This is a genomic window from Singulisphaera chitinilytica (assembly GCF_049331405.1).
Lineage (GTDB): Bacteria > Planctomycetota > Planctomycetia > Isosphaerales > Isosphaeraceae > PoT.
In genome coordinates, this window is the sequence record NZ_CP186274.1 from 5,994,596 (window position 1) to 6,010,011 (window position 15,416).

The following is a 15,416-nucleotide window of genomic DNA, read 5'->3' on the forward strand; positions in this document are numbered from 1 at the left end:
CGAAAAGCGCCCGCGCGAGTCCCACGAATCCTATTCGCCAGGAATTCAAGATGTGAAGAAGACTGAGTATGGCATCTGGTGGCGAGAGGTTCGAACTCTGCGCCGCAGGGGTCATCTCTACATGCTGGGGAGTTCGGGCCCGGCCTCGTGAAAGGGCGGCGCGGTTGCTCGACGCCGCCGAGGGGGATACACTCGGCCCTCGCGTGAGTCGGTCCCGGCACTGTGGGTCGCCCTGTAAGGGTTCGGTCGGGGGCCGGCGAACGTGCCGATGCCGGGCGGGTTCGAGGCCCGTCGAGGTCGGTCGGGTCGAGGGGACGAGGCATCGGCGCCGGGGTTGAAGCCGGGCGGTCGCCGACGGACTTCGTCGAGGCACCGTCGCGGAAGTCGCCAACGTTGAGGCGTGGCCAAGAGGCCTCAATCAAGGAGTAGGGTCGATGAACGAGTCTCAGGCGTCGCGGAATTTCCGCGTGGCTCTCACCGCGGATTTCTACGGGCCCGACGGGGCGCCGCGGTATGAGGATCTGGGGCTGGGCGTCTTTCAGGCCGAGGGCCGCATCACGCACTCCCCCTTCGCCGAGCACCTGCCGGCCATCGCGCCCGAGCAGATCCAGGGGACGCAGGGGGTGATCGTGCTGACCCCCGCCGTGACGACGAAGACCGTCTCGAACGCCGCCGACCTGCTGGCGATCGGCCGGTTCGGCGTCGGGTACGACGCCGTCGACGTCGCGGCCTGCACCGAGGCCGACGTCCTCGTTTTCATCACCGCCGGGGCCGTCGACTACTCGGTCGCCGAGGCGACGATCACCTGGATGCTCGCGCTCTCGCATCGCGTGCGGGCCAAGGACATCCTCGTCCGCGAAGGGCGCTGGAACGACCGCTCGCAGTTCATGGGGAGCGAGCTGCGCGACCGGACCCTCGGCGTGATCGGCCTGGGGGGGATCGGCAAGAAGCTCGTGGAGCTGGTGGCGAGCTTCGGCATGGCGCGCCCGCTGGCCTTCGACCCTTTCCTCGACCCGGCTGTCGCGCAGAGGCTGGGGATCGAGCTCGTCGGGCTCGACGAGTTGCTCACGCGCTCCGACTTCGTCTCGGTCAACTGCCCCCTGACCGAGAAGACTCGCAACCTGATCGGCATCCGGGAACTCTCGCTGATGAAACCCGGAGCCTACTTGATCAACACGGCCCGAGGGGGCATCGTGGACGAAGTTGCCCTGATGGACGTCTTGCGGAGCGAGAAGATCGCCGGGGCCGGGATCGACGTCTTCGCCGAGGAGCCGGTGATCCGCCCGCATCCACTCGGCGAGTTCGACAACGTCCTGCTCGCGCCCCACTGCATCGCCTGGACCCAGGAGCTCTTCCGGGACATCGGCCTGGCCGCCTGCAGGGGGATGCTCGACCTCGCCCAGGGGCGGCTGCCCCGTGGCGTGGTCAACCCGCAGGTGCTCGAGCGCCCCGGGTTCCGCAGCAAGTGGGAGCGGCTCCGCCTCCCCGACCCCTCCTGACCGCGACCGGTCCCACGACGCGTTGCACCCCTTTGGTCGATTCGGAGATCCGTGAACGATGAAGAGCCCATCGCATCGGCGAGACTTCGGCAAGTCGACTCTGAAGGCGGCACTGGCGGGGGGCGCTCTGACGGCCGCCTCCCGCGAGAGCCGGGTCCTCGGCGCCAACGAGCGCGTGAGGGTCGGGTGCATCGGCGTGGGGAACCGGGGCTGTCAGGTCCTGCAAGGGTTCCGCGAGCAGAAGGATGCCGAGATCGTGGCCCTCTGCGACGTGTATGAGCCCTACCTCAACAACAGGTATGACCAGGTCGACCCACGCTTCAAGGCGCTCGGCGGCAGGATCCCCGCCAAGCAGCCCGACTGGGAACGCCCCCCTGCCCTCCACAAGGATTTCCGCGAGCTGCTCGACCGCAAGGACCTCGACGCGGTCATCGTCGCGACCCCCGACCACTGGCATGCCATCCAGACGATCATGGCCTGCGACGCCGGTAAAGATGTTTATGTCGAGAAGCCCTTGTCGATCGCGATCGCCGAGGGGCGCAGGATGATCGAGGCCGCGAGGCGGAACAACCGCGTGGTGCAGGTCGGGCTCCATCGGCGATCGTCGCGGAACTTTGCGCAGATCGCCGAGGTGGTGCGGTCGGGCAAGATCGGCAAGGTCACGGCCGCCCGCGCGTATCGGACCGTGAACATGGATCCGGACGGGATCGGCCTCGCCCCCGACTCGGCCCCGCCCGAGGGGCTCGACTGGCAGATGTGGCTCGGGCCTCGCCCCGACCGCCCGTTCAACCCGAACATCATGCCGTACAAGTTCCGCTGGTGGCACCTCTACTCATCGCAGATCGCGAACTGGGGGGTCCACTACTTCGACGCCATGCGTTGGGCGACGGGGGACCAGGCCCCGACGAGCCTCTCGGCCCACGGCGGCGTCTACGCCGTGCGCGACTCGAGGACGATCCCGGATACGGCCGAGGTCATCTTCGAGATGCCCTCGGGGATGCTCATGACCTTCAGCATCTACGAGGCCAGCGGCGTCCCCGCGTTGCGCCGCGGTGAGATCGAATTGCGAGGCACGCTCGGCACCCTCTACGCCGACGAGAAGGGGTACGAGATCGTGGGCGACCGCGGCGGCGGATTCCAGGGGTCGGGCCGCACGCCGAAGATGAAGTCGGCGACGGTCGCCTCCGACGACGGCAGCCTCGACGCCCAGCACGCCAGGAACTTCCTCGACTGCGTCAAGTCGCGGGCCCTGCCCAACTGCGATATCGAGGAAGGCCACCGCTCGACCACCTTCGCCCTTCTCGCCAACATCTCGCTGGCCACGAAGTCGAGGCTCGACTGGGACGCCAAGTCGGAGCGGATCACCAACAACGAGCAGGCCAACGAGCTACTCGACTACACCTACCGGAAGCCCTGGGGCCACGCCTGAGCCCGAGAGATGTGGATGAGATGCTGAGGAAACGAAACGGCCGCGGCGGGAGATGTATCCCGCCGCGGCCGTGTTGTTGCACCGCGCCTTTGATCACTTCGAGGCGGGGGCGATCCCGCGCATCTTGAGGGCGGCCTCGGTGATCCGGGACTCGTCCAGCTTGATGAGCTTGCGGTCGTAGGTCATGAGGCCGTTGACCTCGACCTCGACGTCGGTCGTCTGGGTGTAGATCGCCGCCGAGAGGCCGGGCGAGTCGATCAGGGGGGTGACCTTGGACAGGAGGTCGACGTAGGCGTCGGTCAGCTCCTTCGAGTTGCCGAAGCTCCGGTAGCCCCAGTTCCCCTTCTCGAGCCAGGTGTGGCCTTCGAGCGGCAGGCCGAGGCCGCCGAACTCGCCGAGGACCGCCGCACGCGTGGGCTCGGGTTGGGGCGAGCGCGGCCCTGGGTAGACGTGGATGTCATGCACGTCTCCAACCGGGAAGTCGTTGCCGCCGCTGGAGCAGTTGACCAGCCGGGTCGGGTCGTACTCCTTGGTCCATTTGGTGACGGCGACGGTGTCGAACTGCCCCCAGCCTTCGTTGAACGGGACCCACATGACGATCGACGGGAAGTGGCGGAGCGCGTCGATGATCGACCGCCACTCGCGGCGATAGTTGTCGGCCGAGGCCTGGTCGCGGGTCCCCTCGGTGCCGTCGAACTTGCCATTCGGATCCCAGCGGGCATCGGCGCCGCCGCTCGGCATGTCCTGCCAGACGAGCAGGCCGAGGCGGTCGCACCAGGCGTACCAGCGCGCGGGCTCGACCTTCACGTGCTTCCGCACCATGTTGAAGCCGAGCTTCTTGGTGATCTCGAGGTCGTACTTGAGGGCCTCATCCGTGGGCGCCGTGTAGAGGCCGTCGGGCCAGAACCCCTGATCGAGCGGGCCGTACTGGAAGACGAACGTGTTGTTGAGCAGGATCCGCGTCACCCCCTTCGCGTCCTTGCCCAGCGAGATCTTGCGCAGGCCGAAGTACGACTCGACCTCGTCGGCCAGGGCGCCGTCATCCCCCTCGAGCTTGAGTTTCACCGAGTAGAGGGCGGGAGAGTCGGGCGACCAGAGCTTCGGCTCCTTGATCGCGATCTCGGCCCCCTGCTTGAGGTCGACCGTGTGCGAGACGGCCTGGTGCGACTCGGGGTCGGTGATGGTGACGATCGCTCGCGCGTTGCTGGTCACGTCGCCCGAGATGCGGACGAGGCTGCGGTCGACGTCGGGCTTGAAGCTGAGCGACGCCACGTGGGCTTTTGCCACAGGCTCGAGCCAGACGGTCTGCCAGATGCCGGTGGTGGGGGTGTAATAAATCCCCCCCGGCTTGACCACCTGCTTGCCGCGAGGCTGGGGGCCGTCACTGCTCGGATCCCAGGCCGAGACGACCAGCTCTTGTTCGCCTCGACCGCCATCCTTGAGCGCGTCGGTGACGTCGAACCCGAAGGGGTCGTAACCCCCCTTGTGGCTGCCGATTTCCTTACCATTCACGGCGACGGTCGACTCCCAATCGACGGCCCCGAAGTGGAGCAGGACGCGCTTGTCCTTCCAGGCCTCGGGGATCGTGAACGTGCGGCGATACCAGAGCTTGTCGCTCGCCCCGATCCGCTTGCCGACGCCGGAGAGCGACGACTCGACCGGGAACGGCACGAGGATCTGGCCATCCACCTTCTTGAACTCCGAGGAGGTCTCGCTCTTGGGGCGGATCGCATACTCCCAGAGCCCGTTGAGGCTCGACCAGTCCTTGCGGACGAGCTGGGGCCTCGGGTAGTCGGGCAGCACCTTCTCGGGCGAGACGTCCTTGGCCCATCGCGTCGACAGCGGCGCGTTCGCCGGCTTCCAGGGCTCGGCCCCCCGGGCGTTCGGGGCGATCCCCAAAGTCATGATGGCGAGCGCGAGGGACGCGGCCTCGCGGCGACGGCAGACCCATGAAGAGGGCATTTCTTGACGACTCCTTTGAAATTCGGGGGAGTACTTCGCGACGAGTCTTTACCGATTCAGGCGGGCCCCGAGGCCTTATCCGCGGCTCCGGCCTTTTTGCGTCGGCCGAGGGCGAACATTACGCCGCCGAAGGCGAGCATGGCCAGGCCCCACCAGAGGTTGACGTTGATGTTGAGCGAGCGTTTGTAGATCGCCGGGTCGCTTGCCAGGCCGTAGCCCGTGAGCAGCACGCCGAGCACGAGGAAGAGGAGGCCGATCGGCAGGCGGATATCCAGGCTCATGATTGTCTTGGCCTCTCAACGGAAGAGGAGGTTGAGGACGACCGCACCGATCAGGACCGCCGCGCCCAGGACCGGCGGCCGCTGATACCAGGGGAGGTCTTCCTTGGCCGAGTGCGGCGTGAGGGAGTAGACGAGCCCGACCAGCTCCGATTCGGGGTGGGGCTTCGTTACCAGGCTGACGGCCAACGTCGCCACGAAGCAGGTCGACCAGGCGAAGATCGCCGCCCAGAAGTTCTGGGCCATCTCGCTCGGGTAGGTGTGGACCAGCGTGATCCACCCCCCTTTGATGCCGGCGACCGACCCGGCGGGGATCGTCAGGCCGTGGTGGATCGCCGCGGCGCCGATGCCCGAGAGCAGGCCGAAGAAGGCGCCGTCCCCCGTCGCCCGCTTCCAGAACATGCCGAGGAGGAACGTCGCGAAGAGGGGGGCGTTGACGAAGGCGAAGACGAGCTGGAGCAGGTCCATGATGTTGTTGAAGTGGGTCGCCAGATACGCCGCGGCGATCGAGACCGCCGTGCCGAAGAGCGTGGCGAACTGCCCCATCCACATATAGTGCCGGTCGCTGGCCTCGGGCTTGATGTAGGCCTGGTAGATGTCGAAGGTCCAGACGGTGTTGAAGGCCGTGATGTTGCCGGCCATCCCCGACATGAAGCTCGCCAGCAGCGCGGTGAGGCCGAGGCCGAGCATGCCGCTGGGGAAGTAGTGCAGGAGCATGTTCGGGATCGCGAGGTCGTAGTCGAGCTCGGGCTTGCCGTTGTGGTCCAGGACCGGCTTGCCGGTCTCGACATCGAGCTTGACCGGGATCAGCCCCTTGCCCGAGGAGGCGGCCTCCGGGCCCCCCGGCGCGACGGCCGGCAGGGCGATCGCGATGAGGCCGGGAAGGATCACCAGGAACGGGAAGAACATCTTGGGGATCGCGGCGATCAGCGGGGTCTTCCTCGCGGCGTGCATCGAGTCGGCCGCCATCGCGCGCTGGATTACGAGGAAGTCGGTGCACCAGTAGCCGAACGAGAGGACGAAGCCGAGCCCCATCGTCAGGCCGAACCACTCGACCCCCAGCGGGCTCGTCGACGCGTGGCTCATCCCCGCCCAGGCGTGCGTGAACTTGGGGTCGATCTTCGAGGAGAGGCCGCTCCATCCCCCCACGTCCTTGAGGCCGAGCAGCACCAGCGGGGTGAACCCCGCGACGATGAAGAAGAACTGGAGCACCTCATTATAGATGGCGCTCGTGAGGCCCCCGAGGTAGACGTACCCCAGCACGATCAGGGCCGAGACGATGATGCTGACGTCGAAGATCCGGGTGAGCGGGATCCCCATGCGGACGAAGAGGGCGTCGAAGATGTGCAGGGTCTGGATCAGCTTGGCCATCGCGTACATCGAGATGCCCGACGACATGATCGTCATGACCGCGAACGTGATCGCGTTCAGCCCTCGCGTCTTCTCGTCGAACCTGAGGCGGAGGTACTCGGGGACGGATCGCGCCTTCGAACCATAGTAGAAGGGCATCATGAAGATGCCGACGAAGACCATCGCGGGGATGGCGCCGATCCAGTAGAAGTGGCTGGTGGCGATGCCATACTTGGCCCCCGACGCCGCCATGCCGATCACCTCCTGGGCCCCGAGGTTGGCCGAGATGAACGCCAGGCCGCAGACCCAGGCGGGGATCGATCGGCCCGAGAGGAAGAAGTCCGAGCTGGTCTTCATAAAGCGCTTGAGCGCGAAGCCGATCCCCAGCACGAAGGCGAAGTAGATCAGCATGATCAGGTAGTCGACCCAGGCGAGCGTCGGGTGCATCATCGATCCGCCTTCCGTCCTCTCCCTTTGGTGGTCCGCCACGGCCCTCGGCCGAGGCGCGCGACGGCCCTCGCCGACAGGCAGGCCGCCCCGGGTCGTGCGGGAGGAGGGGCGCGCCCTCCCCCTCATTTTGAATGGGTTTCGATCGCCCCGAAGCTCATCGACGGCGAGGGTTGCCTGCCCGCCGTCGCACTTCGAGGGTTCGACCCGCCCGCCCTTACCGGCCGTCCGGCGACCCACCGGCATTCGCCGAGGGCGGGGAGGTCGTCATCGCTTCAGCTTCGCGGCGCCCGAAAGGCCGCGGCTCAGCTCAGCGCGCCAGGAACCGATAGACCGTCGTCTGCGTGTAGGTTTCTCCGGGCTTGAGGACCGTCGAGGGGAAGTTCGGCTGATTGATCGAGTCGGGGAAGTGCTGGGCCTCGAGGCAGAAGGCCTGATGCTTCTTGTAGACGACCCCGCCCTTGCCCTTGAGCGTCCCGTCGAGGAAGTTGCCCGTGTAGAACTGGATGCCAGGCTCGGTGGTCAGGACCTCGAGGATCCGGCCGCTCTCGGGGTCGTGGACGCGGGCGGCCAGGGTCGGCTCCTTGCCGCCGGCCGGCAGGACGTAGTTGAGGTCGTAGCCGATCGGGTCGTCCTTGAGCTGCGAGAAGCGGGCCCCGATGGGGGTCGACGACGTGAAGTCGAATGGCGTACCCTGCACCGGCTTGATCTCGCCGGTCGGGATCAAGTTGGCGTCGGCCGGGGTGTACTTGTCGGCCGTCAGGAAGAGCTCGTGCCCGAGGATGTTGCCCGACGCCGGCCCGCCGAGGTTGAAGTAGCTGTGGTTCGTAAGGTTGATCGGCGTCGCCTTGTCGGTGGTCGCCGAGTAGTCGATCCGGAGGGCGTCGTCCTCCGTCACGGTGTAGGTGACGGTCGCGGTGAGGTTGCCGGGGTAGCCTTCCTCGCCGTCCTTGCTGACGTACGTGAGCTTGAGCGAAGGCCCGGCCGGGTTGGCGACTTCCTCGGCCTTCCAGACGACCTTGTCGAAGCCCTTCAGGCCGCCGTGCAGGGAGTTCGCGCCGTTGTTGACGGCCAGCGAGTATTCCTTGCCGTCGAGGGTGAACTTCCCCTTGGCGACCCGGTTGGCCACGCGGCCGACCGCCGCGCCGAAGTAGGGGTGCCCGGCCAGGTAGCCCTCGAGGTGGTCGAAGCCGAGCACGACGTCCGTCGTCTTGCCCTTGGCGTCCGGCACATGGAGCTCGGTGATGATGGCGCCATAGGTGATCACCTTGGCGGTCATCTTGCCGTTCTTCAGCACGTATAACTCGACGGGAGTCCCGTCCGCCGTCTTCCCGAAATCCATCTTATCGATCCTCCGCGGTCCCTTGGCGTCCCCGTCCGCACCCTCGCTGTATCCGGCCGAGGCCCAGAGTAAGGGAACCACCATGGCGATCAACGCGACACGCTTAGGCATGAAGATCCTCTTGTAAGTAAGTCGCACATCGATGCTGGGGCCATCCCCGGAGACCGAAGGGGGGAGAGGATCCCATCGGTCGAGAGGCGAGGCACCGCTCCCGGCCCTTGCCTGGTCTCATCAAGTCGTCGAAACCAGCATGTGCGGCACGAGGGCATTGCACGACCGCTTGTCGCGTCCGTCGAAGGTTCGCACCCCTCTTAAGCACCCCTCGTGCCAAGTCCCACGCAATCGCCCGGCCGGGCCCGGCGCGGTTCCGATCGCCGCCTGAACATTTCCCAAAACCTCGAGGTGCCCGAGCGGACGGGATGTCGCCAAGCATATCCGCTCCTCGCGACGAAAGCCCGGAAAACCCGGAGGTTCCCGGCCCTTTCCCCTCCAGATCGGGGCTCGAACTGATCGGCCCATCCCCGCCGGAGACCGGCGCTCCAAACCACCCCGCCGGACCGTCTCGGCCCTGCCTCGAATCCGACGAGTTGACGGAATATTCTGTGGGCGACTGTAACCTGTTTGTGTCGCCGAGGAAACAAACTTGTAACGAAGAACCGGGGCAATATCATGGACCTTGCGACGGGCGAGGTGCCGGCGTGTCGACCTTGATAAGGTCGTCAGCCCTCGACGAATGACATCCTCGGTTTGGTACTTCCTTTCATCGTCGTTCGCATGTTGAAATAGGCGAACCTGGCCCACTCCCGTCGGATGGTGCCGCGTCCCCTTGGAGCCTTGCCAGAGAACCGCATGATCGTCTTGCATGGGGCATTCAGGGATGGCGAGCTGATCGTCTGGGGAGAGTCGGGGGATGGAGGTCCCCTCAATCGTCGCGAGAAGCCGGCCGGGTTCGGCCCGGCCGCCAGGGAGCACCCGTTCGCGACCAATGGCGCCGAACTGATCCGCATATTATCAAGTGCGACCTCCTTCGCGTTCCGGCCGGGCGACGCCTCGGCCTGGGTCGCCTGGGTGCCGGCGACCGATGCCGGACCGGTCCCGTCGAACCCGCTCGTGGGGGAACTCCCGCGTGACGTCGCCCGCGCCCGGATCGCCCCCTGGAAGGTCGAAGGGGTCGGGCTCGGTGTGGATCGCGCCATCGACTTTCTCGTCGCCTGCGCCGGCAGGGCCACGCTGGCGCCCGGGGTTGTCGTGGGGAGGGACCTGGAATTCTGGGTCAAGGTGCTCCGGTTCGCCGGGGCGCTCGTGACCCGGCAGCAGTTCCTGCCCGGCCTGATCCGCCAGGGAGCCTCGTATCGGGCCCTCTGGGAGCCGGTCCTCACCGGCCCCGACCCCAGGCGTTCGAGCGAGCTGGCCAGAGCGATGCCCTCGGCCTGTCGAGCCCTGAGCAAGGAGGCCTTCGGCGGGGCCCCGACGTCGGCCGCGGCCGTCGTCCTCTCCGAGTTCCTGGGCGAGGTCGTCGACCACCTGGTCAGGACCTCGACCGACGCCGGCCTCCAGGTCTCGGGCGGTTCGAAGGCCGGGGGGAGGCCCAAGACCCGGCCGAGGAAGGCTTCGCAGTTCCAGAGCCTGCACGACTACTGGCTCTACGCGCTCAAGGCCCGGGACGGCCTGATGGACGGGAACGAGGCGGAGATCGAGCGCCTGCTCGAACAGATCCGCCAGTGGCGTCGGCCGATCGACGTGGCGGCGGAGTCCCCCTTCCGCCTCGGCTTCCGGCTCGAGGAGCCCGACGCCGATGGCCGGCCCATTGACGACAAGGGGACCTGGCACGTCAGCTACCTCCTCCAGGCCATCAACGACCCGAGCCTGCTCGTGCCGGTCGGCGACGCCTGGAACCCGCGGGGGAAGCAGGCGGCCCTGCTCCGGAGCGCCGGGTTCCGCCCTCGCGAGTCATTGCTGACGGCCCTCGGCGGCGCTTCGAAGTTGAGCCCCCGGATCGAGGAGAGCTTACGCGAGCAGGCCCCCGATGGCTTCGACCTGGACGGGACCGGGGCCCATACCTTCCTGACCGAGACGGCCTGGCAGCTCGAGCAGGCCGGTTTCGGGGTCTTCCTGCCGGCCTGGTGGAGCCGCAAGGGGACGAAGCTCCGGCTCTCGGCGAAGGCGATGGTCAAGTCCCCCAAGATGAAGAGCAAGTCGGGCCTTTCGCTCGAGGAGCTCCTCAAGTTCGAGTGGAAGATTGCGCTGGGGGATCAGACGCTCACGCTCAAGGAGCTGCAGGCCCTGGCCAAGCTGAAGTCGCCGCTGGTGCGCATCAGGGGCCAGTGGGTCCAGCTCAGCGCGGAGGAGATCCAGGCGGCGATCGCCTTCTGGAAGTCGAAGGGGGAGACGATGTCCGCGCGCCAGGCGGTCCGCATGGCGCTCGGCCAGGCGGCTCCTGCCGGCGGTCTCGCGTTCGAAGGGGTCGAGGCCGAGGGCTGGTTCGCCGACCTGTTGGAGCAACTCGAAGGACGCGAGGGGTTCGAGACGCTCGAGGTCGCCGAGGGGTTCCGGGGCACCTTGCGGCCCTACCAGCATCGCGGGTTCTCATGGCTCGGCTTCCTGAGGCGCTGGGGCTTCGGCGCCTGCTTGGCCGACGATATGGGCCTGGGCAAGACGGTGCAGACCCTGGCGATGATAGGGCGTGAGTGGGAGTCGGCCAAGCCCGCCGAGCGCCGGCCGACGCTCCTGGTCTGCCCGATGTCGGTCGTCGGCAACTGGCAGAAGGAGGCCTCGAAGTTCATGCCGGGCCTGCCGGTGATGGTCCACCACGGGCAGTCGCGGGTGAAGGGGGCGACCTTCAAGAAGGAGGCGAGCAAGCACGCCCTGGTGCTTTCCAGCTATGCCCTGCTCCATCGCGACTTCGCGATGCTCGAGGGCGTCCCCTGGGGCGGGATCGTCCTGGACGAGGCGCAGAATATCAAGAACCCGCAGACGAAGCAGTCGCAGGCCGCCCGTGCGCTCCGCGGCGAGTTCCGGATCGCCCTGACCGGCACGCCGGTGGAGAACCACGTCGGCGACCTCTGGTCGATCATGGAGTTCCTGAACCCCGGGTTCCTCGGCACTCAGGCCGAGTTCAAGCGCAGCTTCCACATCCCGATCCAGGTGAACCGCGACCCGGAGGCCTCGAAACAACTCCAGCGCCTGACCGGCCCCTTCATCCTCCGTCGGCTCAAGACCGACAAGTCGATCATCTCCGACCTGCCGGACAAGCTCGAGATGAAGGTGTACAGCACCCTGACCAAGGAGCAGGCCTCGCTTTATGAGGCGGTCGTCCGCGAGGCCGCCGAGGATATCGAGTCTTCCGAAGGCATCCGGCGCAAGGGGGTCGTGCTGGCGACCCTCTCGAAGCTCAAGCAGGTCTGCAACCACCCCGCGCAGTTCCTCGGCGACAACTCGGCGGTCGCCGGCCGATCGGCCAAGCTCACGAGGCTCACCGAGATGCTCGAGGAGGCCCTCGAGGCCGGCGACCGCGCCCTCATCTTCACGCAGTTCTTCGAGATGGGCGCGATCATCCGTCGCCACCTCCAGGAGACGTTCGGCCGCGAGGTCCTCTTCCTCCACGGGGCGACGACCAAGAAGCAGCGCGACCTCATGGTCGAGCGGTTCCAGCAGCAAGGGGACGGCCCGGAGATCCCCCGCCTGTTCATCCTCTCCTTGAAGGCCGGCGGCACCGGCCTGAATCTCACCGCGGCCAACCACGTCTTCCACTTCGACCGCTGGTGGAACCCGGCCGTCGAGAACCAGGCGACCGACCGCGCCTTCCGGATCGGCCAGACCCGCAAGGTGCAGGTCCACAAGTTCGTCTGCGTCGGGACGCTCGAGGAGAGGATCGACGAGATGATCGAGCAGAAGCAGGAGATCGCCGGCTCCGTCGTCGGCAGCGGCGAGGACTGGCTCACCAAGCTCTCGACCTCCGAGCTCAAGGCCATCTTCGCGCTCCGGAGCGACGCCTTGGAAGGCTCATGATGACGCCTCGGTATCAGTGTCTCGGCTTGCTTCAGACCCGTAGAATTGGGCGGACTTCGGAAGGAGGGTGCGGTCGATGTGGGAACCCTGGGATAACAAGCCGTCGAGGCCGAGGGAAGCGAAGGGCGGGATCAAGTCCAGGTCCAAGCGCGGGGAGTTCGCCGAGAGCTGGTGGGCCAAGCGCTGGATCGAGGTGCTCGAAGGGTTCGACATCGGCTCCAGGCTCGGCCGGGGTCGTTCCTACGCCCGCAAGGGGCAGGTGCTGACGATCGACGTCGACCCGGGTTGGGTCCGCGCGACCGTCCAGGGTTCGCGGCCCAAGCCCTATGAGCTCGCGATCCAGTGCAAGACACTCTCGGCCGCCGACTGGTCGAAGCTGGCGGACGTTCTCTCGAAGCAGGCGCTCCACGTCGCCAAGCTCCTGGCTGGCGAGATGCCGCAAGACATCGAGGACGTCTTCCAGGAGGCCGGGCTCTCCCTCTTCCCGAGCCGGCTCGGCGACCTCTCGACCAAGTGCACCTGCCCCGACTGGTCGAACCCCTGCAAGCACATCGCGGCCGTCTACTATCTTTTAGGCGAGGAGTTCGACCGCGACCCGTTCCTGATCTTCGAACTCCGGGGCATGAAGCGCGATGCCTTCTTCACGCTCCTCGACAGCGTCGGCGGGGTCGAGGTGCCGAGCCAGCCCCTTGGGCTTCCTTCTCACACTGTTGCTCTCGCGGAACCGCTGGTCACCGATCTCGCCACCTTCTGGGGAGGCCGGCCGATCCCGGCCGACGAGGCCTCGGCCGCCGTGGAGGTCCCGCCGATGACGGCCCCCCTGCTCCATCGCCTGAGCGGGTTCCCCTTCTGGCGAGGCGAGTCGCCGTTGCTCGAACTCGTCGAGCCGACATATGCCCTCGCCTCCACCCGAGGCCTGGAGCTGGTCGTCAACCAGGACTCGTCCTCATCCGCCGCCCCCGCAGCGACCTCCGCCAAACCCCCCGCCTCGAGTTGAGCCCCCTTCCGCCGCTTTTTGAAGCCGCCGGATGACCCGCCATCGCTTTTTCTTGAAGAAGCGCGGGCGGGCCGTCAGATAAATAGGAAAGGCGTTCCCCTCTCGTCCCGCTGCCGATCCGTCGAGGTCGGCCCTCCCCGCGCGGGCCAAGTATCACGGCAAACCTGCGTCTCGTCGAACCATGACGACGTCGGACTCCCTTCGCAGCAAGACACGCGGTCGCGGCCGGACCTGGCTCTTTCGCGCGATCGCGGTGCTCCTGGGCCTATCCCCCCTTCCTGGCGGCCGAGGTTCTCCTCCGCGCCATCGACGTAGGGCGCCTCGACCCTTGCGACCACCCCTTCGTCGGCTTCAGCGAGGTCTGGCCCCTCTTCGTCCTCGACCCGACGGGGGCGAATTATGAGATCCTCCCGTCCCACTTCAAGTTCTTCCGCCCCGCCCCGCCTCGTTCCCGGCGGTCAAGCCCCCCGGCGAGTTCCGGGTCTTCTGCCTCGGCGGCTCGACCGTCCAGGGCAGCCCCATCGCCGCCGAGACCGCGTTTTCGAAAAGGCTCGAGATCAGTCTCAAGGCCCACGCCCCGGGCCGGCCCTGGCGGGTGATCAATTGTGGGGGAATCTCCTATGCGAGTTATCGGCTCGCGTCGGTCCTCAAAGAGCTTTTACATTATCAACCCGATCTGTTGATCATCTGCGAGGGGCACAACGAGTTCCTGGAGGATCGCAGTTACGCCGCAGTCAAGCAGATCCCCGGTTTCGTCAAGATGCCGCTCGAAATCGCCTCCCGGCTCCGGACCTATCAGGTCCTCCAGTCGAGCCTCCTCGGCGCCATGGGAGCAGCCCGCAAGACCACTCCGCCCCGGACGACCCTCGGCCCCGAGGTCCAGGCCTTCCTCGACTTTCGTGGGGGCCTCGAGGCCTATCACCGCGATGCAGGTTGGCGAGGGTCGTTGATCTCCCACTTCGACTACAACCTGCGCCGGATGGTCGGTATGGCGAGCGAGGCTGGCGTCCACGTCATGCTGGTGAGCCCGGTGGTGAACCTCGACATCCCGCCGTTCAAGTCGCAGCACCGGGCCGACCTCACCCCTGAGCAACTCGACCGCTGGACCTCGCTCTACGACGGGGCTCGCTCCCATTACGCAGGGAACCTACCGGCGGCGATCGACCTCCTCGAGCAGGCCCTTTGCATCGACGACCAGCACGCCGGTATCCACTACGGCCTCGCCAAGTGCTACCAACGCCTCGGCCTCTGGAATGAGGCGAAGCTCGCGTTCCTCCGAGCCAAGGATGAAGACGTCTGCCCCCTTCGGATCCTCGAGCCGATGCGCGGGATCATCCGTGACGTCGCCCGGGAGTCGGGAACTCCCCCACTCGACGCCGACGCCCTCTTCGCCTCCCGAAGCCCCGGCAACATCGTCGGCTCCGACTGGCTCGTCGACCACGTCCACCCCTCGATCGTCGGGCATCAGTTATTAGCCAACGCCCTGACCGAGAGCATGGCCTCGCAAGGCGTCCTCAACCTCAACCCGCACGCCGCCCCTGATCGCGATCGCATGTACCGCGAGCATTTCTCAACCCTGGATGACGCCTACTTCTTGATGGGCCAGAAACGCCTTGGCAACCAGCGTCTCTGGTCCGAAGGCCGCGGCAATCAAGTCTGGAATCCCTCCCCCCAAGCCGTCGAAGGCCCCATGTACAGCGTCCCCACCCAGGCCGAAGCTACTCCCCTCGGCGTGCCCGACCAGACTTCTCTCTGAAGTCAAAGTCGCCCCCGACCTCTCGGCAGCAGCCTCGACCACAGCCCACTCCCGGGCCATCGGTTCAACCTCCTCGTCATGGTTGAATTCGTTCATTCTCCCGCGGAGACGACACGGGCGACACTCCTGCGACATGTGTCGTCGTTCTGCCCTCGCATAGGTGGAGGTGATTGGTGTAGTCAATGCATGTTCGCGGTTGCGAGATCTCTATGGGGATCGTATGAATATTTGAGGGATGGGGCTAGTTTGAGAATCTTTGCTGGTTATACTGAGTGGCTGAATCGTTTAGATAAACGGATACGAGATGTGCTGATCGAATTGCATCCGGGATGCGGGGCATAGGACATA

At 66.4% G+C, this 15,416-nt stretch carries 9 protein-coding genes; 5 read left to right on the forward strand and 4 right to left on the reverse strand.

Annotated features, from left to right (window positions below; translation table 11 throughout):
• The first annotated feature begins 434 nt into the window (after positions 1-434).
• Together ACOYYX_RS23780 and ACOYYX_RS23785 are read left to right on the forward strand one after the other, a co-directional pair.
• Positions 435-1,499, forward strand: a complete 1,065-nt coding sequence (locus ACOYYX_RS23780) for an NAD(P)-dependent oxidoreductase (RefSeq protein ID WP_422924351.1) — start codon at positions 435-437, stop codon at positions 1,497-1,499.
• A 58-nt stretch (positions 1,500-1,557) separates the two neighbouring features.
• Positions 1,558-2,928, forward strand: coding sequence for a Gfo/Idh/MocA family protein (locus ACOYYX_RS23785; RefSeq protein WP_422924353.1), 1,371 nt, complete (start codon positions 1,558-1,560; stop codon positions 2,926-2,928).
• Positions 2,929-3,021: 93 nt separating this feature from the next.
• Here ACOYYX_RS23785 and ACOYYX_RS23790 read toward each other — a convergent pair whose 3' ends face one another.
• From ACOYYX_RS23790 to ACOYYX_RS23805, 4 genes are all read right to left on the reverse strand, one after another.
• The gene (locus ACOYYX_RS23790; protein ID WP_422924355.1) at positions 3,022-4,890 is read right to left on the reverse strand and encodes a glycoside hydrolase family 2 protein; all 1,869 of its coding nucleotides are present in this window, start codon (positions 4,888-4,890) and stop codon (positions 3,022-3,024) included.
• Between the two features lie 56 nt (positions 4,891-4,946).
• Positions 4,947-5,171, reverse strand: a complete 225-nt coding sequence (locus ACOYYX_RS23795) for a hypothetical protein (RefSeq protein ID WP_422924357.1) — start codon at positions 5,169-5,171, stop codon at positions 4,947-4,949.
• A 15-nt stretch (positions 5,172-5,186) separates the two neighbouring features.
• Complete coding sequence (locus tag ACOYYX_RS23800) at positions 5,187-6,965, reverse strand: sodium:solute symporter family protein (RefSeq protein WP_422931659.1); 1,779 nt, start codon at positions 6,963-6,965, stop codon at positions 5,187-5,189.
• Between the two features lie 310 nt (positions 6,966-7,275).
• Complete coding sequence (locus ACOYYX_RS23805; RefSeq protein ID WP_422924359.1) at positions 7,276-8,418, reverse strand: aldose epimerase family protein; 1,143 nt, start codon at positions 8,416-8,418, stop codon at positions 7,276-7,278.
• 738 nt (positions 8,419-9,156) lie between these two features.
• Here ACOYYX_RS23805 and ACOYYX_RS23810 point away from each other — a divergent pair.
• The 3 genes from ACOYYX_RS23810 (at position 9,157) to ACOYYX_RS23820 (ending at position 15,068) form a co-directional block, all read left to right on the forward strand.
• A complete protein-coding gene (locus ACOYYX_RS23810) occupies positions 9,157-12,315 on the forward strand; it encodes a DEAD/DEAH box helicase (protein WP_422924361.1) in 3,159 nt (1,052 codons plus the stop codon).
• A gap of 76 nt (positions 12,316-12,391) precedes the next feature.
• Positions 12,392-13,312, forward strand: a complete 921-nt coding sequence (locus ACOYYX_RS23815; protein ID WP_422924362.1) for an SWIM zinc finger family protein — start codon at positions 12,392-12,394, stop codon at positions 13,310-13,312.
• A 679-nt stretch (positions 13,313-13,991) separates the two neighbouring features.
• Positions 13,992-15,068: a tetratricopeptide repeat protein gene (locus ACOYYX_RS23820; RefSeq protein ID WP_422924364.1), complete on the forward strand. Its 1,077-nt coding sequence runs from the start codon at positions 13,992-13,994 to the stop codon at positions 15,066-15,068.
• The last annotated feature ends 348 nt before the right edge of the window (positions 15,069-15,416 follow it).